Source organism: Bacteroidales bacterium, from assembly GCA_031275285.1.
In the GTDB taxonomy this organism is placed as follows: domain Bacteria; phylum Bacteroidota; class Bacteroidia; order Bacteroidales; family UBA4181; genus JAIRLS01.
The window spans coordinates 18,198-41,744 of the sequence record JAISOY010000139.1 but is presented as its reverse complement, the minus strand read 5'-3'; the positions used below and the strand labels follow the sequence as shown (position 1 = coordinate 41,744).

The following is a 23,547-nucleotide window of genomic DNA, read 5'->3' as shown; positions in this document are numbered from 1 at the left end:
ACCGGACTAAGTACACATGAACTGAACCAGCCCGGATGTTACAGGGATGTAAAAGATACCACCTGTGTGGCTATGTTTCATCTTCCGCTAAAAAATGATGCGGCAAAACTGGCCGGAGCCTTTTCGCTGATTAAAGAAGCAACAGGAGGATTACCAACTGTAAGTATTATGGCCTGGACAACAACTCCATGGACATTACCCTCCAATACCGCACTTTGTGTCGGACCTGGCATTAAATATGTATTGGTACAAAGCTATAATCCATATACCGAAGAACCTGTTGCAGTGATACTGGCGAAGGACCTTGTCGGAAAGTATTTTAATCCCAAGGCTGCAGAACTGTCTTTGGATGATTTCAAGTCGGGTGATAAATTGATCCCATACAAAATACTGGGGGAGTGTTCCGGTAAAGATCTGGAAGGAATTCAGTACGAGCAGCTCATCCCGTGGGTGGCTCCTCTTCCTCTTGACGGAGCTGCCGAACCAAACGCTTTCCGCGTTATCCTGGGTGATTATGTGACAACAGAAGACGGAACAGGTATTGTACATATTGCTCCCACTTTCGGAGCGGATGACGACCGTGTCGCCAAAATATCGGGTATCCCCCCGCTGCATCTTGTTGATAAGGAAGGCAACCGCCAGCCGATGGTTAACCGTACCGGGCAGTTTTACCCGATTGATGCTTTGGATCCGGACTTTGTGAAAAACCAGGTGAATGTCGGTCTGTATAAAGAATATGCAGGAAGATATGTCAAAAACGAATACTATGCGGCGCAGGCCGATGAAAACACCCTGGATGTGGACTTGTGTGTCATGCTGAAGCAACAGGGAAAGGCGTTCAGGATAGAGAAATATCTCCACTCGTATCCGCATTGTTGGAGGACGGACAAACCTGTATTGTATTATCCGTTGGATTCATGGTTCATTCGTACCACGGCTTGCCGTGAAGATATGATACGGCTGAATAATACCATTTACTGGAAGCCGGAATCTACAGGGACCGGCCGTTTCGGAAAATGGTTGGAAAACCTTCAGGACTGGAACCTTTCCAGAAGTCGTTTCTGGGGTACACCACTTCCTATCTGGCGTACCGAAGACGGTTCCGAAGAAAAATGTATCGGATCCATGGCCGAATTGATGGAAGAGATCAATAAAGCCGTCAGTGCGGGGGTCATGAAAAGCAATCCCTATAAAGGCTTCGCTGTAGGTGATTATTCGGAAGAAAACTATAATAAGATAGATCTACACAGGCCGTATGTCGATGAAATCATTTTGGTTTCACCAAAAGGGAATCCGATGAAAAGGGAATCCGACCTGATTGATGTTTGGTTTGACTCAGGAGCCATGCCTTATGCGCAGATACACTATCCGTTTGAAAATAAGGAAAAGCTGGAAGATCATGAAGTATTTCCGGCTGACTTCATCGCTGAAGGTATTGACCAGACCAGGGGGTGGTTTTTCACCCTGCATGCCATATCTACGATGATCCGGAATGAGGTGGCATTCAAAGCCGTTATCTCGAACGGGTTGGTACTGGACAAAGATGGGAACAAGATGTCCAAGCGCCTCAATAATAGTGTGGATCCTTTTGCTGTCATTGAAAAGTATGGTTCCGATCCGATGAGGTGGTATATGATTACCAATGCTCAACCCTGGGACAATCTGAGGTTAAATGTGACAGGTATCGAAGAAGTCATGCGTAAGTTTTTCGGAACACTGCATAATACTTATTCGTTCTTTGCCTTGTATGCCAATGTTGACGGATTTCAAAACAGCGGGAAGCAGGTCCCGGTATCCGAACGTCCGGAGATCGACCGATGGATCATTTCGTTGCTCAATACATTGATTAAACAGGTGGATGAGTGTTATAATGATTATGAGCCGACCCGTGCAGGCCGACTGATCCAGGACTTTGTAACAGAAAATCTGAGTAACTGGTATGTGCGCCTAAACCGTAAGCGTTACTGGGGAGGTACTATGGATACCGATAAACTGGCAGCTTACCAAACCCTGTATACCTGCCTGATCACGGTTACTAAGCTGGCAGCGCCGATTGCGCCTTTCTATATGGATAAACTGTACACTGACCTGAATGGATTGACAGGACTGGAGGAATTCACATCCGTACATTTATCCGATTTTCCGGTATATGATGAATCGTTGATCGATAGCGAACTGGAATCCCGCATGGATATAGCCCAGAAAATATCTTCCATGGTCCTTGCATTGCGCAGAAAGGTGAATATCAGGGTGCGTCAGCCACTCAGGAAGATCATGATCCCTATTCTTGATGATACCTTGCAACAACAGGTGGAAGATGTTCGTCGTCTGATCCTGAATGAAGTGAATGTCAAAGAAATCGATTTTATTACAGATACAGGCGGTATCCTGGTCAAGAAGATCAAACCCAACTTCAAGACACTCGGTCCCAAATACAGTAAATTGATGAAAGGAATTTCTGCATTGATTGCAGGATTTTCACAACAGGATATTACTGATTTCGAACGTACGGGTATTTATGAAACGGTCATTGACGGACAAGCTGTAGTACTGGAAAGTGAAGATGTGGAAATCACTTCAGAAGATATTCCGGGTTGGCTGGTAGCTAATGAGGGCAAGCTGACCGTAGCACTGGATATTACTGTTACACCGGAACTGAAACTGGAAGGGATCGCCCGTGAACTGATCAACCGTATCCAGAACTTACGTAAAGACAGCGGCTTCGATGTTACAGATAAGATCGACATCGTATTGCAAAAACATCCGGAAACGGATAACGCCGTGGAAACACACAGGGAATACATCATGTCCCAGGTATTGGGTACTCAATTAGAACTGGCAGATAATATTGATAGTACAACACAAATCGATATGGACGATTTTCAGCTGGGTATCAAACTGACAGTGGTAAAATAATTTTCCGGGCAAATGTTTCAACTAGTCATACAAACAAAGGATGCAACATCAGAGGTACTGGTAGGTGAATCATACCTGAACCTGTCCCGGCATTTACCTGAAAACAGGCAGATCATTATGGTGACTGATGCTCATCTCAGGAAACACTACCACGAATTTCTGGACAAGTATCCGATCATTGAAATAGGCATAGGAGAACAAAACAAAACCATAGACACATTACAATACATCTATGAACGGTTATTGCATTTCAATGCCGACCGTAATAGTTTCATTGTTGCTGTCGGAGGGGGTATTGTTTGTGATGTGGCCGGATTTGCCGCATCTACCTATATGAGGGGAGTGCCTTTCGGATTTGTATCCACAACACTTCTTTCACAGGTTGATGCCAGTGTAGGAGGAAAGAACGGCATAAATTTCGGTGGATATAAGAATATGATCGGTACTTTCAACCAGCCGCGGTTTGTGCTTTGTGACCCGCAAATGTTGCAGACACTGCCTCATAAAGAATTTATTTCCGGATTTGCTGAAATAGTCAAAGCCGCAGCCATTCGTGACGCGGATTTTTTTACTTATCTGGAACAGAATGCAGGTAGGGCTTCCGAACGGGATCCGGATGTATTATTATATTTAGTAACCGAATCAGTAAAAATAAAGGCAAAGTTCGTAGAACAGGATGAAAAAGAAGAGGGAGAGCGTCGTATTCTTAATTTTGGGCATACTTTTGGCCATGCCATTGAAATTTTAGGCGGTGTTAGCCATGGTGAAGCGGTAAGTATCGGTATGATGATTGCTGCACGGTGGTCTGCCGGAGAGTGTGGTTTTCCTTGTGAACAATTAGACCGGCTTGAACAGCTTCTCATTCGCTTGGGTCTTCCCGTGGTTACCCAGGCTTCCGTTGAAGAAGTATTTCAGGGATTGGTCAAAGATAAAAAACGGGAAAACGAATTTATTTATCTCGTATTACTGAACGAAATAGGGAAAACGGAAATACAGAAAACTTCGATTGAAACCATTAAGGAAAAGCTTCCTGCATATATCCGTTAACACATTCTTTTTTTATTCAGTTTGTTTTGTATTCGAATTTAACAGAAGCCAGTTCGTTGTTTGCCTGTACGATCTTTTTTTCTAGTCCGGCTTTGAAAGCAACAATTTTATCCATCAATTCGTTATCTGCCACCGCTAAGATCTGAGAAGCCAGGATCCCGGCATTTTGTGCGCCATCCAGCCCTACTGTCGCGACCGGAATACCCGGAGGCATTTGTAATATAGAAAGAATAGAATCCCATCCGTCAATAGAGATGGATGCTTTGATCGGAACTCCGATTACCGGTAGGGGTGTTAATGCTGCTATAACACCGGGTAAATGTGCTGCTCCTCCGGCACCTGCTATGATCACCCGTATACCTCTTTTATATGCGCCACGTGCAAAATCCATGGCCTGCTGGGGAGTACGGTGGGCGGACAATGCATGCAACTCAAAAGGTATGTGAAAGTCGTTGATTACTTTTGCTGCTTTTTCCATTATCGGTAAATCCGATGTACTTCCCATAATTATGCTTACCTTTGCATTCATAAAAAATTTATATATTTGTTATTTCAGGCAAAAGTAACATAAGTTAATATAGCCACCAACAAGTTTAAACCGAATTATCCATCATAAAAAACCACAAGAGTTTGAGGACAGTATCATTATCGGATAAAAAATTTAAAATGATCATCAGTGGTTCGCAGGTAAAAAACAGTATTGAACATATTGCAGACAGGATCAATAGTGATTATGAAGGAAAAGAAATCCTTTTCATTGCTGTTTTAAACGGATCTTTTATGTTTGCTTCGGATCTTGTTCGCAAGATCAAACCACTGTGTCGCATTTCATTTGTAAAAGTCAATTCCTATCAGGGTGATACTACTGAAGGAATTGTAAAGGAGTTGATCGGTCTTAAAGAAGACCTGAACGGTAAACATGTTGTTTTAGTTGAAGATATTGTTGATACTGGGTTTACATTGTCCAATATCATGAAACAAATCAAGTCAAACTATAAACCGGCCAGTATTGCTGTAGCTTCTTTGTTGTTCAAACCCCAATCGTATCGTAAAAGTATTGCCATTGATTATGTGGGAATAGAGATACCCAATGATTTTGTTGTCGGATGGGGATTGGATTATAATGGGTATGGACGTAATTTTGAAGATATTTATTCCATTGTCAAATAATCGAAGAATGATATAATTTTTTGAGTAAGCAAAAATGTTAAATATTGTATTATTTGGGGCGCCCGGAGCGGGGAAGGGTACCCAGGCAACATTACTCGCCGATAAGCATGAACTGGTACATTTATCCACAGGAGAGATCTTACGGCAGGAAATTGCACAAGGAACCGAGTTAGGGAAACTTGCGCAAAAAAAAATTGATCGTGGCGAATTGGTTCCGGATGATGTCGTGATTGACATGATTCGGGAACAGATTGAAAAATACGCTGATGCAAAAGGGTTTATTTTCGACGGATATCCGCGTACCCAGGCGCAGGCTAAAGCGCTCGATCAACTAATGGAAGAAAAAGGGATGCATATTTCATCTATGGTAGCATTAGATGTAACCATGGATGAATTGACCGATCGCCTGTTGAAAAGAGGTAAAGATTCCGGTCGTGTTGATGACCAGTCAATCGATGTAATAAAGAACAGGATTGATGTCTATCACAAAAAGACCGAACCTCTTATCGAGTATTATCAGGCTCAGGAAAAATATCATCCGATCAATGGATCCGGTCCTATCGAAGATATTTTTAACCGGTTGCACCAACATGTGAATAATTGTAAAGATAATAATGACCTGGTTGCTTAATGGCTGAATCTAATTTTGTCGATTATGTGAAAATCTGTTGTCGTTCAGGCAATGGGGGCGCTGGTTCTGCCCATTTCCACCGTGACCGCCTAACGACCAAAGGCGGCCCTGACGGAGGTGACGGAGGACGAGGCGGACATGTAATCGTGAAGGGTAATAGCCAGCTATGGACATTGATACATCTGAAATACCAGCGCCATGTTTTTGCAGGGAATGGACAAAATGGGGGAAGTGCGTTAAAAACCGGAGCTGATGGTGAAGATAAAATTATAGAAGTTCCGCTGGGTACTGTTGCCCGTGATGCCGAAAGCGGTGAAATGCTTTTTGAAATTACCCGGCATGGTGAAACATGCATTCTTTCCAAAGGCGGTAGAGGTGGCTTGGGTAATGATCATTTCAAATCACCTACCAATCAGGCTCCACGATATGCGCAACCGGGAGAACCGGGAGAAGAGAGTTGGAAAGTCCTGGAATTGAAGATTCTGGCAGACGTCGGTTTAGTCGGATTCCCCAATGCAGGTAAGTCTACTTTATTATCGGTAATATCCGCTGCTAAGCCTGAAATTGCAGATTACCCGTTTACTACACTGGTGCCTAACCTGGGAATGGTTCCGTACCGGGAAAACCGGTCATTTGTCGTAGCAGATATTCCGGGAATTATAGAAGGCGCTCATCAGGGAAGGGGACTGGGTATCCGTTTCTTAAGGCATATAGAGCGAAATTCGATGCTTTTGTTCCTGATTCCTGCAGATAGTAAAAATATCGGAGAAGAATACCATATCTTACTTAACGAATTAAAGGAGTATAATCCCGAGTTATTGGACAAAAAACGTTTGGTGGCAATCAGTAAATGTGATATGCTGGATGAAGAACTGACAGAAGAAATTAAAAGAGAAATCGGAGCATTACCCGAATTCCCTTCATCTGTTTTCATCTCATCAGTAGCACAAGCCGGATTAATGGAATTAAAGGACAAAATTTGGGAATTGTTGAATTCTGATTGAAATAATTTCAATGAATTGGTTATTAGAATTAGATAGGGATATTTTCTTGTTTTTAAACGGCCTGCATGCGCCATGGCTGGATCATGTCATGTGGTGGATTTCCCAGACCAAGACATGGATACCATTATATCTGGTTTTATTGATCTTAATTATATATAAAGAAAGGCGGTTCCGCTTCCTTTATACCCTTTTGTTTTTAACCTTGACTATTGTGTTGGCCGACCAGATTTCCGGACTGATCAAAGATTTAGTAGAGCGTCCGCGCCCTACCCGCAATGTTGAAATTGGAGAATTGGTACACACTGTAAAAGGTTACCGGGGAGGGGCTTATGGCTTTGTATCTTCACATGCTGCCAATGTGTTTGCAGTGGCGACATTTCTTGCCCACCAGATCAGAAATCCGAAATGGAGTATACTTTTGTATATATGGGCCATTATTGTGTCTTATAGTAGAATATACCTTGGTGTGCATTATCCTCTGGATATTTTATGCGGTGCCATACTGGGAGTTATCATAGGGATACAATGTTATATTATCAGGCTCAGGACATCTATTTTTGTAGAACGAAAAGCCCGTTTATATAAGGAAAAAAAGAGGAAACGGGAAAAATCAGGAGACAGGCAATAGATCGCTATTCTGTCTCTATTGGAATTTTCGTCTATTTTTATATTTAAGTAATATAAAACAATTAATGTCATATTGTTGAACGTAATCAATTTGATCAATGTGACTTAAGAAAACAATAAATAGCACTGAGTGCTTAAAATCATTGAATATGGAAACCACTCGTCAACAAAAAGTAGCGCGTCAGATACAAAAAGACCTGAGCGAAATCATACAACACCTGACCAAAGAGGCTACCCAGGGTAAAATGATCACTGTTACCGTAGTACGTATGAGCCCGGACCTGAGCCTGGCTAAAGTATACCTCAGTGTTTTTCCTTCTGATGGGTCCGACAAGTTTCTGGACAATTTCCAACTTTATGTGAAACATATCCGTCATGAACTGGGGAAGAAAGTACGTCATCAGTTACGCATTGTACCTGAACTGGCATTTTTTATCGATGATAGCCTGGATTATGCTGCGCATATTGATGAACTTCTAAAGGATTAATATGCAATACGATAATGTAAAAAGAACTTTGGGTGAGGTATTCAACCGCCGTCCTTTCATGCGTAAGTTGTTCTATTGCTTGCTTGATCTCTTGTTGTTGAGAGCCTGGCATATCAAAAGGGAACTTCGTCAATTGAAAAGGACAATGCCGGCTGATGCATCTGTGTTGGATGCAGGTGCCGGATTCGGACAATATACTTATTTTATGTCCAGATTATCCCGTAGCTGGAAAATCAAGGCAGTGGATGTAAAAACAGAACAGGTAGACGATTGCAATCGTTTTTTTGCACAAATAGGAAAAGGCGGTCAGGTACATTTTGAAGTAGCCGATCTTACGAAGTTTTCAGAACCGGAATCATATCATCTGGCGATTTCGGTGGATGTGATGGAGCATATCCTGGACGATGTGGCTGTTTTTAAAAATATCCACCTTTCCCTTAAGGAGGGAGGGATCATGTTGATCTCCACTCCGTCTGACCAGGGTGGTTCTGGTGCTGACGAACATCATGGATCATTCATCGATGAGCATGTACGGGATGGATACAATATAGATGAGATCCGTGATAAATTGAAACGTGCCGGATTTTCCCAGGTAGACGTAAAATATACTTACGGTACACCAGGGCATGTATCGTGGCTGTTTTCCATGAAATATCCATTGTTGATATTGAATGCATCCAAATTATTCCTGATTCTTTTGCCCTTTTATTATTTACTGGTATTTCCATTTTGTCTCCTGTTGAATTTGTGGGATGTCCATTCTATCCATAAAACAGGAACCGGTCTGAAAGTAAAGGCGATAAAGTAAAGTTGGTTATGTTCAAAGGTTACAGGCTAATACTCCTATCATTTTTCTCAGTCTTGTTGCACTTACCAGCATTTCCGTTTCATATGGAAAAAGACACTATCCAGGTCGTAGCTGTGGGTGATATCATGATGGGAACCATGTATCCGGATGGGAAATACCTCCCTCCCGACAGCAATTGCAGCCGTTCATTCAGCATGGTAAAACCTTATTTTGAGAACGCCGATATTTTATTCGGAAATCTGGAAGGTGCACTGGTCAATTCGTTGACAGGAGTCAAGAGTTGTAATAACCCGGCGGTATGTTATACATTCGGTATGCCTGCAAAATTTGCCGGCTGTCTGGTGGATGCCGGATTCGATATGATAAGTCTGGCCAACAACCATATGGGCGATTTTGGTGAGACAGGCCGCAGGACGACTGTAGAGACATTGGAAAAACATGGCATAGCACATGCAGGACTGATAACCCATCCGACATCTATTGTAGAAAAAGACGGTATCAAATATGGGTTTTGTGCATTCGCACCCAACAGGGGTACTGTAGATGTGCGGGATATCCCCGCTGCACAGGATATCGTACGTTCATTGAAGGATAGTTGTGACATTGTTATCGTATCTTTTCATGCAGGGGCCGAGGGGCCGGCGAGTCAGCATGTAACCAGGGAAACAGAGACCTTTCTGGGAGAGAACAGGGGAAATGTCTATGAATTCGCCCATAAAATGATCGATGCAGGCGGCGATATATTGTTGGGGCATGGCCCACATGTAACACGGGCCGTTGAGATCTACAACGACCGTTTCATCGCATACAGCATGGGTAACTTCAGTACATACAGCCGGATTAATGTAGCGGGAGTTACCGGGTTGGCGCCTATCTTCCGTATTTATACCAACCGTCACGGATGTTTTTTCAAGGCACATATCACCCCTACTTATCAGCCTATGGATGATCGTTGTCCGCGTTATGATTCGGCACGAAGGGTGGTTTCCGTTATCCGGGACCTGACCAGACAGGATTTCCCGGAAGTGAATATAGAGATATCGGAGGACGGATGGATCATTCATCCTGAAGGAACATGTATGATCCGGTTACAGCCTATACTGCTGGAGGTTCCTGAACTTAAATGGAACTATCCGCTACTTAGGGTAGAGCGTCCCGATCCGTTGGATAAATCTGTCAAAACAACCACTTCCCGTAAAAGGTTTCTCTTTTTCAGGAAGGCTAAATAGATTCGGATGGCACTGAAAGCATATTTTCAAGAAAGTTTGATTGAAGCCGGTTGTGATGAAGCCGGTCGCGGATGTCTTGCAGGACCGGTTTTTGCGGCAGCAGTTATCTTACCGAAAGATTTTACGCATGATGTACTGACCGATTCAAAAAAACTGACCCATATACAACGGTACCGTTTGCGGGATGAAATTGAAAAGTCAGCGGTTGCCTGGTCGGTTGCTTCATACAGCAATCAGGAAATAGACAAGGTGAACATACTGAAGGCATCCGTATTTTCTATGCATAAAGCCATCGGGCAATTATCCGTCAGGCCCGGACACCTGATCATTGATGGAAATTATTTTATTGCTTACTCCGGTATTCCACACAAAACAATCGTAAAAGGAGATACCCTGTATTATTCTATTGCTGCTGCTTCGGTACTGGCAAAGACATACCGTGACGATTACATGGCGAAACTTGCCGGAGAGTATCCTGAATATAAATGGGAGAAAAACAAAGGATATCCGTCGAAAGAACATCGCGACGCTATTGCCCGGTATGGGATAACACCCCATCACCGGAAATCGTTCCGGTTATTGTCTACTCAATTGAAGATACCTTTTGATTGATAGGTGATATGGTATGGCGTCTGATTGACAACAGTATGTCGATATTTTTTTTGATCAAAACCTATCTGTCCATCCATTTTTTAAAATCTGCAACCCGTTCCCTGCTTACTAAAATGTCTTCTTGTTCTATCCGGTCATTCAAAATGATCTTTAACCTGTTGGATGAATAAACGATGATATCCTTAATGGCATAAAAGTGAATGATGAAATTCCGGTTTACCCTGAAAAATAATTTAGGATCAGCCAATTGCTCTATCTTGTCCAACGAGTAATCGACCGGATAGCTTTTACCTGTATTCGTTAGAATAAAGGTGTTCCGTTCCATGATGTAAAAACAGTTGATATCTGTTACAGGTATAGACCTGTAGTGTTCGCCGATCCTGATTAAAAACCGCTCCTTCGTTTTGGGCTGAAGTTGACGGACTATGGTTTCCAGCTTTGAATAGTCCGGTTGGTGAACATGAAGAGAATGAAACTTATTCAATGCTGTTTTTAATTCATCAATAACAATTGGTTTCAGGAGGTAATCGATACTGTTTACCTTGAAAGCTTTTAATGCATATTCGTCATAAGCCGTTGTGAAAATTACCGGTACTTTCACCTCGCAATTTTCAAAAATCTCAAAACTGATTCCGTCCTGCAGTTGAATATCCATAAAGATCAAATCCGGATTGGGGTTGGAGTTGAGCCAGTTGATAGATTGCTCCACTGATTTGAGGATATCCACTATTTTGATATCCGGGTTTATCTCCTCTAATAAGCGGGATAACTTCTCTGCCGCAGGACGTTCATCTTCTATAATTAATACCTTCATTGAAACATTGATTTAATGGCAATATATCAAATATAACATTTAAAAAGTCATCCGGTGCAGTTATTTTTATTCTGATGTGCTGATAACCGGAAGTTTAACGATAAACAACCCGTTTTCCTGGCTTCGGATAATTTCCCGTCCTGTGATCAGTTTGGTTCTTTGCTCCAGATTTACCAGACCTGTCCCGGGAGAATCATTCAATATGCTTTTTCTCTGCATATTATTAGAAACAATGATATATCCGTCATTATTATCAATGCAGATCTTCAACGGATTTTCTTCGGAAGCAGAATTATGTTTTAAGGCATTTTCCACCAGTATTTGCAAGGATATGGGGATTATGTTAAATTGAGATGCATTTTCAACATCCATATCCAGAAGTATGCTATTTCCGGCACGTTCTTTCTGCAACTCAAAATACTGCTTTACAAACTCCAATTCTTCATCCAGGGGTATCAGGTCAGTTTCCTCATGTTCGAGAATATACCTGTAAATACCCGCTAGCTTGTGGATATAATTGTCTGCTTTCTTTGCATCCACATATACAAGTTCCGAAAGGGTATTCAGGCTGTTGAACAGGAAATGGGGATTTACCTGGGTTTTTAAAGTCCGGTATTTATATTTCAGGTTTTCTTCGCGTAACTGTTGTTCCCGGTCAACTGCCTGCCGCCAAATCTTATAGAAGAAAGCAACGGGCGCCATTAAAACGCCAATGGTTACGGATAGAAATGCTCCTCCAAACTGTCTTTGAAATATATGGGTTAGGAACTGACTGGTATCCCATCCTTCCACTCTGTATAAAATATACATTCCCGAAAAAAACACGGTGAAAGAAATAAAAAATGTAAAAACAGCGAACAGGATAAATGACGGTACTAACTTTTTTTTCAATGGCACCACCGGCATATTGGAAATTGATGAAAACATCTTATTAACAATAAGATTGATTAGCAGAACGATAATTAATACAGATGTGCCTAAAATAATAAGGGTCGGCAGATGAAACGGATCGGCATCCTGTATCCACCGTAACAACACAACTATACCATAACTGAATAATACAGCCGCAACAAAACCTCTTATTTTTTTATGTTTTTTCATGGTTGACGAATTTACTGATTATTTTACCTTATTCAATACTACCAAACGTTGCATGTCCATCCATTTTTCTTTCGATTCTTTTTGTTGGAGAACCACATCTTCCACCATCCTTGCATATTCAATCTGTTTATTATCTAAAGATATGAACATTTCTCCGTAGTACATGGATCTTCCTTTTGACTGTCGGTTGCCCATCAGATTAAAAAAAGATTCGAACCGAACTACAGCACATAGCTTATCATTATATATGGTAAAACTATCCCATAAAAATTGCAGATATTCACTTGCAAAATTAAAATCAAGCCCACTCATGACAATATCATTGCCTGACATGTCCCGGGGCAGATAGGGACGATTAAATTCCAGGCTATCGAGTATAAGTAATTTATATTCATGCATCATGAATGCATCTGTCAACAGCATCATGGCCCAATCTACCTGGTCCTGAGGAATATTTTTGTAGAAATCTTCATTCATAAAAGGGGCCGACATGGATTTGTATGTAAAATGGTTGAGTACAGGCAGCGGTGTTCCTTCCGAAAAGTCGTGATGGATACTTTTTATTTTTGATGTAGTTACATTCTCCCACTTTAACGAATCTTTGCCTTTAGCATAATAAATACCTTTGGCTGCATCTGCAAAGATCTTTGCGCCATTGACAGGATCAGAGCCCTGACGTTTTACGATGATTTCATATTTTTGACTTTCAGGCACTTTCGCCTGAACATCACTCATTTTAAGATAAATGTATGGGTGAATGTCACAGTTTTGTGCTTTAATGACATGGGTTGAAAGCACGGTTAGCATTACCAGCGGAATTAGTGTATTCATTTTCTTTATATTTTAATGGTTACTAGCCGCAAAGAAAAAGGATGACAACCACCTTGTTGAACATTAGTTGCAGAGTTGTTCTTTCTTATAGCTGAACCTGTTTATTCAGATGCTGAATCGGATAAAGAATAGTAATAGATGACTTTTTGGAAATATATACCTTTAAAATACAGTTACTTAGACAGAAGTGACATTTCCTGTTGGTATTTTTCCACGAGCCAGTAAGGGTTTTCCTTGAATTTTTCCCAGTCTTTCCTCAGAAAATCCTCACATGAGAGTAAAAGCTGATGGTTTTTATTGGTATTGGTGGTATCCCGTTTGATTTGTCCGATATAACCTAGCAGGTTCCAGCAAATACTGTATTGTCCGCAAGCAATCAGGGAATCGGGCACCCTGGCATCCCAGTGTCTTTTTTCAAACCATAAGGTAGTTTCCATTCCGGCAGCGATTGAGGACACTTCCTGTATTTTCGCCGAAGGTTTCAGGTAATCGTCCAATTCTCCTTTTTCAAATCTTTTTTCAGTGTTCTTTTCTCCGGCCCTTAATTCATAAATAGCATTCATGATACGACGGTTGGCCCAATAGTCGTTTTCATATACCGAACGGAAATTTAACCGGCGGATATGTTTCATAAATACGCTGCCGGTCAGTCTTAATATGGATAGGACTCTGTTCTTTAAAAGGTTTTCGAATACAATAAGCTTTAGATGCCTGAATTTTTTTAGTTTCGATACATCAAGGATACCGATATTTTTTAATTGTTTTTTGATCCATAGGAACAACAGTGCTACTATGGATGACAATGTAAAGAGTATGGTTGCCGTAACGGAAAGTACAATGGACTTTTCCCGGATGGCCAATACCATCAATCCGGCAGCAACCAATACCGTAAAAAAAGTAACCAGTTTAACTCTCTGCAATGTCAGTCGCCGCCACCAATTCTCTTTTTGCTGTATGCTCGCAGTAAAACCCTCCATATAAGGACTGGAAACATCCGATACAATGATCAGGTCGAAGTTACACTGGTCCGGATTCAGGCTGTTGAGTCTCATCCGGTTTTCGGCAAGTAACAAGGGCTCTATTCCCTGATTATCGACAATTCCTCCGTCCATCAAGCCTATCGGATATTTTTTATTTTTCCTGAGCCGGATGATCTCGTCCGTATCCGGAAGGACAAAATCAGTAGGGAAATTAATCGGCTCAAATCCTCCCGGAAAACAGGAAGAAGCGGCCAGGATATCTGCCATCCTGATATCTTTGGCTACCTTACCGGAAATATTGTTGTTAAAATTACCGATGATACCATCATAGGGAATACCGGTTATGGGGGAAAATATTTTTTCCGATACCTGAAAGCGGAATTGCAGTCCCGTTGAAAATTCGGTAGCATTAAATGATATGTGTTTCAGGTGTATCGGATGCTTTTCATCCAGGAGAACCCCGAATTTGTCTTTTTGGAACAGTAAGTCGTCATAAAGGTCCGCAAAGGCACTGATCAGGCTTTTTACCCTTGGTTGGTCCCAATTCTCCGTACTGCATAAACGTTCAATGCTTCCCGATATCAGATCGGTGTTCAGGAAAAAACGGTATAAGGAAGCATAGATCTCTTCCAGGGTTTCCCCCTTTTTAATACCCAAAGCATATTTTGCCCCGGTGATGGTTCCACCGGATACCGTTGAAAGTGCTGTGACTTTATCAAGTAAAGTTGCACCGTCAACCGAAACCCTGTTCAGGTAAGTGATAACTCCCAGATTAAAGGCTGAAGCCCTGTAGCCACCTCCTGAAAATGCCAGCGCTATTCTCATATGTACAACATTATGGTAAACAATCAAAGATAATCATAGTTCATGAAAAATAAGTTTTTGTTCAGAAAAATCAAAGGCAGACCTGCTTAAATAATTTGAATAAATTCTTATATTTGCAGTATTGATACACAAGTATACAGGAACAGATCAGGAACTTACTTGAACATCATGTTTTTATATATAAAAATACATATAAGGCCATAGTATCTTAATGGTAGGAAATACTATCATTTGAATATATGCCTGGTATATTGTTTTTAGCATTTAACACCTATGAATTTGGTTATATCTTTTATTTCAGAACGACTTGAAAGCATATATTCCCGGACATTTTTAAAAGAACCGTTTATCTTTTTTTTATTGTTTTTAACCACTGGCACACTCTGGTCAAACAATCTGGATTCATTACTGGCAGAATTAGATCTTTCTATTGAAAATAATCATTTGTATATCCGGGAAAAAGAAGATAAGATCAACAAAATAAAGAAGGTAATCGTTGAAACAGACCCTCATTCTTTACACAGGTATAACCTGAATGCGCTTTTACATAAAGAATACTCCAAATACTCATGTGATTCGGCTATTTCATATTTAAATAAGAACAGGCTTATTTCAGGACATCTGAACGATCATCAGCGGGAACTTGAAAACGTATTGCAATTATCTTATTTAATGGGATCGACCGGAATGTGGAAAGAGGCAGTAGACCTGCTGGAAACGATCAATCGTGAGGGTTTGGAAGACAAGTTGTTAGCGGATTATTACAATGCCTGTGGCCATGTGTATGGCGAGCTGTCATTTTATACCCAGGATAAACAAAGTGCAGAACGTTACCTCAATTTATCCGATTGTTACAGGGATTCACTATATGCGGCATTACCTCTTGACCATGAGTTACGGCTCATTATGGATGAAACGGCATTCAGGAATGCCGGACAATATGAAGAAGCCAGAAAAATAAACAATATACGGCTTTCAAAAGTACAATTCAAGGATCCGGATTATGCCATGGTTACTTATCACCGGGCTCTTTCATATAAGGAAGAAGGCGATGTGGAAAATGAGAAATATTACCTCGCTTTATCGGCTCTTTCCGATATACAAACAGCTACTAAAGACCATGCATCCCTTTGGATGCTTGCGCAATTGTTGTTTGGAGAAGGAGATGTTAAGAGGGCCTACGATTATATCCGTTTTTCATGGGGAGAGACCGTTTTTTATAATGCCCCCTTACGAAGTTTGCAAAGCGCGGGAATTTTATCACTCATCGATAAAACATATCAGGCGACCATTCATAAACAAAAGCAGACGCTTCAGGTATATGTTGTATTGATCAGTGCTTTGTTCATTCTGCTTGTCATAGCACTGGTATACATTTATAAACAGATGAAAAAACTATCGGTGGCACAATCAGAACTTCAGGTGAGCAATTCACAGCTAAAAGAACTGAATGAGGAACTACAGCAAATTAATGACCAGTTACAATCAACGAATACAGACCTTTTTGAATCCAACCAGATAAAAGACGAGTATATCGGACGGTTCATGAAACTCTGTTCCTCTTATATTAACAGGCTGGATACTTATCGACGGATGGTCAGTAAAAAAATATCCAGTGGGCAGACATCGGAGCTACTGTCTTTGACCCGTTCCCAGAGTGCGATAGATAATGAAGTAAAGGAATTATACGATAATTTTGATACCGCTTTTTTATATCTTTTTCCTGATTTTATCAAAAAGATCAATCAGTTATTACAGGCGGATGACCCCATTATCCCTAAAAAAGGCGAATTGTTGAACACAGAACTAAGGATCTTTGCCCTGATACGCCTGGGTATCAATGATAGCTCCCAAATTGCCGAATTCCTGAGGTATTCGGTAAATACCATTTATAATTACCGTGCAAAAGTGAAAAATAAGGCCATTGTTCCCAGGGATGATTTTGAGGACTATGTAATGAAAATCAGGTAGCTTATTTTTTGACGAACACATGAACTGAAAATTTACTTTTTAATTGAAATAAAAAATGAAGGCATAGTTGTTTTTCTTCAATCGGTAACATGACCGGTAGCTACTATCTTTTGTCATTCCTGTAGGGAAAACCATAGATTATTTTTCAGTAACTGTGTTAATTTTTTACTCATTCGAATTTACCCGGATTCACCATTGATCCACTTTTTTTACCCATACGGCATGAAGCTAATTGTTAGATATACAGAAAATTAATTCTTTTTTGATTGATTTCTTGTCCACTTTATGAGTGTACAAAAAAAAATGGAGGCACATCCTCATTAAATTTGAATGAAACAAGCTTATAATCAACATCTTTAATTAAACTTAATAATAACGCGTATGAAAAAAGACAAGTTAAATGTTCTTTTTGGAAAGACGAAACAAATAATGATTATTTTGTTGGTCTGCTTCCTGCCATTAGAGTTATTTGCGCAGAGAATAACTGCTGGTGGCCAGGTGTTGGATTCCGAAAATGAACCTCTTCCCGGAGTGAATGTCTTTGAAAAAGGCACTACAAATGGAACCAGTACTGATATAGACGGGAATTTTACCATTAATGTTGCATCAGGCAGCACCCTCGTCTTTTCTTTTCTGGGATTTAATACACAAGAAGTTACGTCTGCATCAAATCTTAGAGTGACTATGGAAGAAGAGGATATACAACTGGACGAAGTGGTAGTCATTGGTTATGGTACCCAAAGAAAAGCAGATATTACGACTGCCGTTTCGACTGTAAATGCAAAGGATTGGAGTGACAGGCCGATCATTTCTGCAGAGCAGGCACTACAGGGAAAGGCAGCCGGGGTACAGGTGATACAGCCATCCGGTAAACCGGGGGCTGATTTATCAGTACGAATTCGTGGGGCAACATCCATCAATGCAGGTAATGACCCCCTATATGTAGTCGATGGTATTCCAACCAACAGTATTTCGAATCTTTCGCCCAACGACATTCAAAGTATGTCCATCCTGAAAGATGCTTCATCAGCAGCCATTTATGGGGCAAGGGCGGCAAACGGTGTTGTCCTTATTACCACCAAGAAAGGGGTAAAAGGGAAACCTCAGATAGCAGTTGCGGTATTTGGCGGATTTTCAAATGTGAGCAAGAAAATAAAAACACTGAATACACAGGAATACTTCGATTTGATGTCGGAAATCGGGATAAGCGTTGATAATACGATCGATCATTACACAGATTGGGCCAAAAAGACTTACGGTACGGGCACCCAGCAAAATTACCAGCTCTCTGTATCCGGAGGTTCGGACAACATCGATTACTATATATCAACCGGTTATCAAAAAGAAAAAGGAATTGTTTCTCCTGCCGATTATGACCGGTTTTCATTCCGGAGCAATATTAATGCAAAGGTAAAAGAATGGTTCAGCATCAATTCAAATGTCAGCTTTTACAGAGGTACCAAAATGAATGCTCCCGATAATGAAGGCGTTGAAAACGGTGGTGTCATCATGGGGGTTTTAAATACTCCTCCTTACCTGGAAATATGGGATAAAAATAATCCGGGGCAATATGCCGGTAATCCGCATAATGCCGGTTGGGAAAATCCCATAGCACAGGCCAGTAACCATGATCTGGATAAAGAATACCGTTTCATGGGCAACCTGGGGCTGGATTTTAAAATTGTCGAAGGTTTACATTTTAAACCTAGTTTTTCGGCAGATTATACCTCTAAAAACTGGGAATTTTTTGTTGATCCGATAAAGACAAGTTACGGCAGAAGCGCCAACGGTCGGGGACAGCATGCACATGATACCTGGCTGACTTGGACCAGTGAGAACATCCTCAATTATGCGAAGGTTTTTTCTAAAGTACATAATTTTTCTGCCACCGCAGGCGCCACATTCATGCAACACCGGCATGAGAATGCCTGGATGTCCGCTGAAGATTTTGTCAAAGGAACTACTTTCAAAACCATGACATTGAATATGGCTAATAAAATTGTAGATATCAATAATTATAAGGAAGGTTATTCATTGGTTTCTTTCCTGGCAAGGGTACAATACGATTTTAAGAGCCGGTACTACATTTCAGCAGCCATCAGGGCCGATGGATCGTCTAAGCTGCATCCCGACCACCGGTGGGGTTACTTCCCCTCTGCATCTGTCGGTTGGAGATTTTCGGATGAAGATTTTTTCGAACCGTTGAAACCTGTTTTTTATGATGCTAAATTACGGTTAAGCTGGGGGCAAAACGGTAACCAGAACGGAATAGGTAATTATGATTACCTGAACAAATATAATACCGGAAGGGAAGACGCATCCGGAAACGGACCCAGTATTACTCCCGGAAAATATGGTAACAGGGATCTTAAATGGGAAACGACCACGCAATATAATGCCGGATTGGATCTTTCGTTTTTCAATAACCGCTTAGTCGCTGAATTTGATCTCTATTACAAGAAAACCAAAGATTTGCTGTTAGAAATTAATTTACCCGAACATATCGGTCGGGAATTCCCGATGAGAAATGACGGCGAAATGCTGAATAAGGGGATTGAATACAACATCACCGGATATATTTTTACCGGTGAATTCAAATGGGATGCCTCATTGAATATGTCATTCAATAAGAATGAGGTCAAAAAGCTGGGGTTGACCAAGCAGTACAGGGATGGTAACATTGGTAACAACCAGAACGTGATACTGGTAAGGGCCGGATTACCGTTAGGCGCTTTCTTCGGTCATGTAGCTGATGGTGTTGATCCGGAAACCGGGGATATGATGTACAAAGACATCAATCCGAACGGGAGGACCGGAACAGACGATCCGGCCGATCGGGTAGTCATTGGAGATGCTCAACCCGATTTTATATTTGGTTTCACCAATAATTTTTCATGGAAGAACTTTACATTAACCGCCTTCTTCCAGGGAACCTACGGCAATGATATTTACAATGCCACAAAAATGTTTACGGAAGGAATGATAGATTCGAAAAATCAATCAACCAAAGTGCTGGACAGATGGAGAATACCCGGACAGCTGACTGATATGCCGAGGTCCGGAAATTCAGAAAATTCGATCATATCGTCCCGTTTTGTGGAAGATGGTTCGTACTTCCGGTTGAAAACCCTTACATTGGCTTATAATTTCGGAGAAAGAGTAACCAGTAAATTAGGTGCTAACGCAATCAGTATATATGCTACAGCCAATAACTTGTTTACCTTGACCAATTATTCCGGATACGATCCCGAATTAAATGCGGGCGGCGGAGCTGCTGTACTGGGACTTGATGTCGGAACCTATCCGCAGACCCGTACTTTTATTTTTGGTATTAATTTGACATTTTAATATTGTACAGTCATGAAATTTAAAGTAAAACATATTGTAATGATGTCGATCATGGTATTTTCATTGCTTTCATGTGATGATTTTTTAGATGAAAAGCCGGATTCAGATATCACGGAAGATAATTATGTGGATCCTGATGCGGGAGACAACGATACATTGAAATATACTACGGCTACCCAGGCTGAACAGCTGATCAGTGGTGCCTATAAACGTTTTGAATCTGAGTTCTGGCAACTGGATATGTATATCATGAATGAGAGCCAGTCGGATAATTCATATGCCGGGGAAGAAAAAGAAGATCCCCTGCAAATAGACCGGTTGAGGATAAAACCCACTAATGAGACTGTCAAGCGCGATTGGGGATATGTCTATACCCACCTTAGCGATATAAACGAGATCATTGCTTGGGTGCCACAGATACCGGATCCGGCCCTGACCAGTACACGAAAAAATGAAATTGTCGGAGAAGCCTCGTTTATGAGGGCACTCTGTTATTTCAACCTGGTGCGTATATTCGGTTCGGTTCCCTTGATTGTACAGGATATTCCGGAAATCAACCTGGATAATCTCGATGAGGTATATCCGCTGATCTATCCTGAAAATGCTTCGATCGAAGATATTTATGTACAAATTGTGAAGGATCTTGAATACGCCCTGGCAAACGTTCCCGATTATTCGGCCTTCAAATTCAAAGTTACCAAAGCCGTGGTTAATTTAACATTAGCACAGGTCTATGCTACTAAAGACGGTTTTGAAAATACCGACTGGGGTAAAGTAAAAGGATACGTAAGCGCCGTTGTCAGTGATACCCGTTATGGCTTACTGGATAATTTCGATGACCTGTTCGCCGTTTCAGAACCGTTTAACGGGACACTACCCAATGTGGACCTTATCAATGAACACAGTAAAGAATCATTGTTTGAAATTGATTTCAACAGCTGGACCACCATGGGCAACTGGGGTAGTCAGATGCTGGTCGGTACCGATTGGAAAAAATTCAATACGCCCAGCCACGATCTTTATGATGCATTCACCAATGCAGGTGATGTTGTCCGGAGAGACGCCTCTATCCTGTTTTATGATGTGACCGGAGCCTGGACCGATTTTTATTGGCCTTCGGATAATTATCCGCTGTGTTGGAAAAACAGGGCGCAGGAGAAAAATAATGTTATTTTATTCCGGTATGCAGAAGCATTATTATTATTGGCAGAAGCAGAAAACGAACTGGGAAATATATCCGAATCGCAACGGTTGTTGAATCTGGTTCGTAACAGGGCAAGATTGGGTAACACAACAGCCAATACAAAAGAGGCATTACGTCTGGCCATTGAAAATGAAAATCGTTTTGAGTTTGCCTTTGAAGGAAAAAGATGGTTCGACCTGAAGCGCAGGGGCAGGTTTATTACTGTAATGAGTAATACTACCGACCACCAGAAACAATACGGGTCAGCTATGGCCGAATATCAACTGGTTTGGCCTATCCCTCAGAATGAACTGGACCTGAATGAAAATCTGAACCAGAATCCTGGTTATTAAAAAAACGGAATCATGAACGTAAAAAACATAGTGTTCTTTATTGGTTGCATCATCGCATTTTCCGCATGCAGCGGGTGTAACAAAGCGAAAGACAACGGAAATGATAATGGTAACGGAACACCCGGGGTGCCCGATGGAGATGTAGTCATGTATATCACTACCAACAACCGTTCGTTTGATTTCGCTAAAAAAAGTGTCGATTTCAGTGAACAAGAGAACATGTCTCCTACCACGATCACTTTGGATCCGGCTACCCGTTACCAGACCATGGATGGTTTTGGGGCTGCGGTTACCGGCTCTGCTTCCTACAATCTTTTAAAAATGAGTCAGGAAAACCGGACAAAGTTTTTGAAAGAGACTTTCTCCCCTGATGAGGGAATGGGGCAGAGTTATATCCGTATTTCCATAGGTTGTTCTGATTTTTCACTGAGTGAATACACCTGTTGTGACACAGAAGGGATCGAAAATTTTGCCTTACAGAGTGAGGAGAAAAATTATGTGATCCCTGTCCTGAAGGAAATACTGGCCATCAATCCCAATATCAGGATTATGGGCTCCCCATGGACGTGCCCCCGGTGGATGAAAGTAAATAATCTGAACGATCTGCAACCATACAATTCATGGACAAGTGGTCAGTTGAATCCTGCTTACTATCAGGACTATGCCACCTATTTTGTGAAATGGATACAAGCCATGGAAGCTGAAGGAATCAGGATATATGCCGTGACGCCTCAGAATGAGCCGTTGAACCGGGGTAATTCTGCATCCCTATATATGACGTGGCAGGAACAGCGTAATTTCATCAAACAGGCGTTGGGTCCGAAAATGCAGGCAGCAGGACTGGGTGCAAAAATCTATGTCTTTGATCATAACTATGATTATGACCTGAATAAACCGGAAAATGCCGATCAGGGACAATATCCGTTGAAAATATATGAAGATACGGATGCGGCAAAATATATAACCGGAGCTGCCTACCATAATTACGGCGGAAACAGGAATGAACTGAATGTCATTCAGAGCAGGCGTCCCGATAAAGAACTGGTGTTTACGGAAACTTCCATCGGGACATGGAACGATGGGAAAAACCTTTCCACCCGTTTGATGGAAGATATGGAAGAAGTGGCATTAGGAACAGTGAATAACTGGTGTAAAGGCGTTATCGTTTGGAACCTGATGCTGGATTCGGAACGCGGGCCTAACCGGGACGGCGGATGCCAGACCTGTTACGGGGCCGTGGATATCAATAGCTCGGATTACAAAACCATTACCCGTAATTCTCACTATTATATCATCGGGCATCTTTCCTCGGTAGTAAAACCCGATGCAGTCCGCATTGGCACCAAAGGGTATACAGCCAACGGAATTGTATATGCTGCTTTTGAAAATACCGATGGAACTTACGCTCTGGTATTGCTGAATAATACTACGGAAGAAAAGAGGATCACCATCAGTGATGGAAAACAGCATTTCGTGTATGCTGTACCCACAAAGTCAGTGATTTCATATCTATGGAAAAAATAATAAGCATCCAGTGCTATTTGTTATTTTCATAAGTCGCATTGATCAGGTTAATTACGTTTGTTAAATATGACATTAATTGTTTGAT

The 23,547-nt window shown here is 41.4% G+C and carries 19 protein-coding genes; 14 read left to right on the top strand and 5 right to left on the bottom strand.

Annotated features, from left to right (window positions below; translation table 11 throughout):
- Positions 1 to 2,916, top strand: a 2,916-nt coding sequence (gene ileS, locus LBQ60_14295; protein ID MDR2039090.1) for an isoleucine--tRNA ligase, incomplete at its 5' end; no start/stop codon positions are given.
- Between the two features lie 12 nt (positions 2,917 to 2,928).
- Entirely contained in the window at positions 2,929 to 3,963 is a 1,035-nt protein-coding gene (gene aroB, locus LBQ60_14290; GenBank protein MDR2039089.1) for a 3-dehydroquinate synthase, read from the top strand.
- 16 nt (positions 3,964 to 3,979) lie between these two features.
- Here the strand turns inward: aroB and purE are convergent, their stop codons facing one another.
- Positions 3,980 to 4,492 (bottom strand): 5-(carboxyamino)imidazole ribonucleotide mutase, encoded by a 513-nt coding sequence (gene purE / locus LBQ60_14285; GenBank protein ID MDR2039088.1) that lies wholly within the window; start codon positions 4,490 to 4,492, stop codon positions 3,980 to 3,982.
- Between the two features lie 101 nt (positions 4,493 to 4,593).
- On the opposite strand from purE, the gene hpt reads away from it, so the two are divergent.
- The 8 genes from hpt to LBQ60_14245 all read left to right on the top strand — a co-directional run bounded on the left by hpt (position 4,594) and on the right by LBQ60_14245 (position 10,532).
- Positions 4,594 to 5,133, top strand: coding sequence for a hypoxanthine phosphoribosyltransferase (gene hpt / locus LBQ60_14280; protein ID MDR2039087.1), 540 nt, complete (start codon positions 4,594 to 4,596; stop codon positions 5,131 to 5,133).
- Between the two features lie 34 nt (positions 5,134 to 5,167).
- Complete coding sequence (locus LBQ60_14275) at positions 5,168 to 5,764, top strand: adenylate kinase (GenBank protein MDR2039086.1); 597 nt, start codon at positions 5,168 to 5,170, stop codon at positions 5,762 to 5,764.
- Entirely contained in the window at positions 5,764 to 6,768 is a 1,005-nt protein-coding gene (gene obgE / locus LBQ60_14270) for a GTPase ObgE (protein ID MDR2039085.1), read from the top strand. The genes LBQ60_14275 and obgE overlap by 1 nt, the downstream gene beginning before the upstream one ends.
- Positions 6,769 to 6,778: 10 nt before the next feature.
- Positions 6,779 to 7,396: a phosphatase PAP2 family protein gene (locus LBQ60_14265; GenBank protein MDR2039084.1), complete on the top strand. Its 618-nt coding sequence runs from the start codon at positions 6,779 to 6,781 to the stop codon at positions 7,394 to 7,396.
- A gap of 148 nt (positions 7,397 to 7,544) precedes the next feature.
- Entirely contained in the window at positions 7,545 to 7,883 is a 339-nt protein-coding gene (rbfA, locus tag LBQ60_14260) for a 30S ribosome-binding factor RbfA (GenBank protein ID MDR2039083.1), read from the top strand.
- 1 nt (position 7,884) lies between these two features.
- Positions 7,885 to 8,691 (top strand): class I SAM-dependent methyltransferase, encoded by an 807-nt coding sequence (locus tag LBQ60_14255; protein ID MDR2039082.1) that lies wholly within the window; start codon positions 7,885 to 7,887, stop codon positions 8,689 to 8,691.
- An 83-nt stretch (positions 8,692 to 8,774) separates the two neighbouring features.
- On the top strand, positions 8,775 to 9,920 hold the full coding sequence (locus LBQ60_14250; GenBank protein ID MDR2039081.1) for a CapA family protein: 1,146 nt from the start codon (positions 8,775 to 8,777) through the stop codon (positions 9,918 to 9,920).
- A gap of 6 nt (positions 9,921 to 9,926) precedes the next feature.
- Positions 9,927 to 10,532 (top strand): ribonuclease HII, encoded by a 606-nt coding sequence (locus LBQ60_14245; protein ID MDR2039080.1) that lies wholly within the window; start codon positions 9,927 to 9,929, stop codon positions 10,530 to 10,532.
- A gap of 61 nt (positions 10,533 to 10,593) precedes the next feature.
- Here the strand turns inward: LBQ60_14245 and LBQ60_14240 are convergent, their stop codons facing one another.
- The 4 genes from LBQ60_14240 to LBQ60_14225 all read right to left on the bottom strand — a co-directional run bounded on the left by LBQ60_14240 (position 10,594) and on the right by LBQ60_14225 (position 15,083).
- The gene (locus LBQ60_14240) at positions 10,594 to 11,346 is read right to left on the bottom strand and encodes a LytTR family DNA-binding domain-containing protein (GenBank protein ID MDR2039079.1); all 753 of its coding nucleotides are present in this window, start codon (positions 11,344 to 11,346) and stop codon (positions 10,594 to 10,596) included.
- A gap of 66 nt (positions 11,347 to 11,412) precedes the next feature.
- Positions 11,413 to 12,447 carry a histidine kinase gene (locus LBQ60_14235; GenBank protein ID MDR2039078.1) on the bottom strand — a complete coding sequence of 345 codons (1,035 nt, stop codon included), beginning with the start codon at positions 12,445 to 12,447 and terminating at the stop codon, positions 11,413 to 11,415.
- An 18-nt stretch (positions 12,448 to 12,465) separates the two neighbouring features.
- Entirely contained in the window at positions 12,466 to 13,278 is an 813-nt protein-coding gene (locus tag LBQ60_14230; protein ID MDR2039077.1) for a hypothetical protein, read from the bottom strand.
- A 173-nt stretch (positions 13,279 to 13,451) separates the two neighbouring features.
- On the bottom strand, positions 13,452 to 15,083 hold the full coding sequence (locus tag LBQ60_14225; protein MDR2039076.1) for a patatin-like phospholipase family protein: 1,632 nt from the start codon (positions 15,081 to 15,083) through the stop codon (positions 13,452 to 13,454).
- Between the two features lie 273 nt (positions 15,084 to 15,356).
- On the opposite strand from LBQ60_14225, the gene LBQ60_14220 reads away from it, so the two are divergent.
- The 4 genes from LBQ60_14220 to LBQ60_14205 all read left to right on the top strand — a co-directional run bounded on the left by LBQ60_14220 (position 15,357) and on the right by LBQ60_14205 (position 23,462).
- Positions 15,357 to 17,054, top strand: coding sequence for a DUF6377 domain-containing protein (locus LBQ60_14220; protein ID MDR2039075.1), 1,698 nt, complete (start codon positions 15,357 to 15,359; stop codon positions 17,052 to 17,054).
- A gap of 381 nt (positions 17,055 to 17,435) precedes the next feature.
- Positions 17,436 to 20,402, top strand: coding sequence for a TonB-dependent receptor (locus LBQ60_14215; GenBank protein MDR2039074.1), 2,967 nt, complete (start codon positions 17,436 to 17,438; stop codon positions 20,400 to 20,402).
- A gap of 12 nt (positions 20,403 to 20,414) precedes the next feature.
- The gene (locus LBQ60_14210) at positions 20,415 to 21,938 is read left to right on the top strand and encodes a RagB/SusD family nutrient uptake outer membrane protein (GenBank protein ID MDR2039073.1); all 1,524 of its coding nucleotides are present in this window, start codon (positions 20,415 to 20,417) and stop codon (positions 21,936 to 21,938) included.
- A 12-nt stretch (positions 21,939 to 21,950) separates the two neighbouring features.
- The gene (locus tag LBQ60_14205) at positions 21,951 to 23,462 is read left to right on the top strand and encodes a glucosylceramidase (GenBank protein MDR2039072.1); all 1,512 of its coding nucleotides are present in this window, start codon (positions 21,951 to 21,953) and stop codon (positions 23,460 to 23,462) included.
- The last annotated feature ends 85 nt before the right edge of the window (positions 23,463 to 23,547 follow it).

Coding starts and splice junctions, on each gene's coding strand:
- aroB (MDR2039089.1), top strand. CDS start 2,929: ATGTTTCAACTAGTCATACAAACAAAGGATGCAACATCAGAGGTACTG.
- purE (MDR2039088.1), bottom strand. CDS start 4,492: ATGAATGCAAAGGTAAGCATAATTATGGGAAGTACATCGGATTTACCG.
- LBQ60_14275 (MDR2039086.1), top strand. CDS start 5,168: ATGTTAAATATTGTATTATTTGGGGCGCCCGGAGCGGGGAAGGGTACC.
- obgE (MDR2039085.1), top strand. CDS start 5,764: ATGGCTGAATCTAATTTTGTCGATTATGTGAAAATCTGTTGTCGTTCA.
- LBQ60_14265 (MDR2039084.1), top strand. CDS start 6,779: ATGAATTGGTTATTAGAATTAGATAGGGATATTTTCTTGTTTTTAAAC.
- rbfA (MDR2039083.1), top strand. CDS start 7,545: ATGGAAACCACTCGTCAACAAAAAGTAGCGCGTCAGATACAAAAAGAC.
- LBQ60_14255 (MDR2039082.1), top strand. CDS start 7,885: ATGCAATACGATAATGTAAAAAGAACTTTGGGTGAGGTATTCAACCGC.
- LBQ60_14250 (MDR2039081.1), top strand. CDS start 8,775: ATGGAAAAAGACACTATCCAGGTCGTAGCTGTGGGTGATATCATGATG.
- LBQ60_14245 (MDR2039080.1), top strand. CDS start 9,927: ATGGCACTGAAAGCATATTTTCAAGAAAGTTTGATTGAAGCCGGTTGT.
- LBQ60_14240 (MDR2039079.1), bottom strand. CDS start 11,346: ATGAAGGTATTAATTATAGAAGATGAACGTCCTGCGGCAGAGAAGTTA.
- LBQ60_14235 (MDR2039078.1), bottom strand. CDS start 12,447: ATGAAAAAACATAAAAAAATAAGAGGTTTTGTTGCGGCTGTATTATTC.
- LBQ60_14230 (MDR2039077.1), bottom strand. CDS start 13,278: ATGAATACACTAATTCCGCTGGTAATGCTAACCGTGCTTTCAACCCAT.
- LBQ60_14225 (MDR2039076.1), bottom strand. CDS start 15,083: ATGAGAATAGCGCTGGCATTTTCAGGAGGTGGCTACAGGGCTTCAGCC.
- LBQ60_14220 (MDR2039075.1), top strand. CDS start 15,357: ATGAATTTGGTTATATCTTTTATTTCAGAACGACTTGAAAGCATATAT.
- LBQ60_14215 (MDR2039074.1), top strand. CDS start 17,436: ATGAAAAAAGACAAGTTAAATGTTCTTTTTGGAAAGACGAAACAAATA.
- LBQ60_14210 (MDR2039073.1), top strand. CDS start 20,415: ATGAAATTTAAAGTAAAACATATTGTAATGATGTCGATCATGGTATTT.
- LBQ60_14205 (MDR2039072.1), top strand. CDS start 21,951: ATGAACGTAAAAAACATAGTGTTCTTTATTGGTTGCATCATCGCATTT.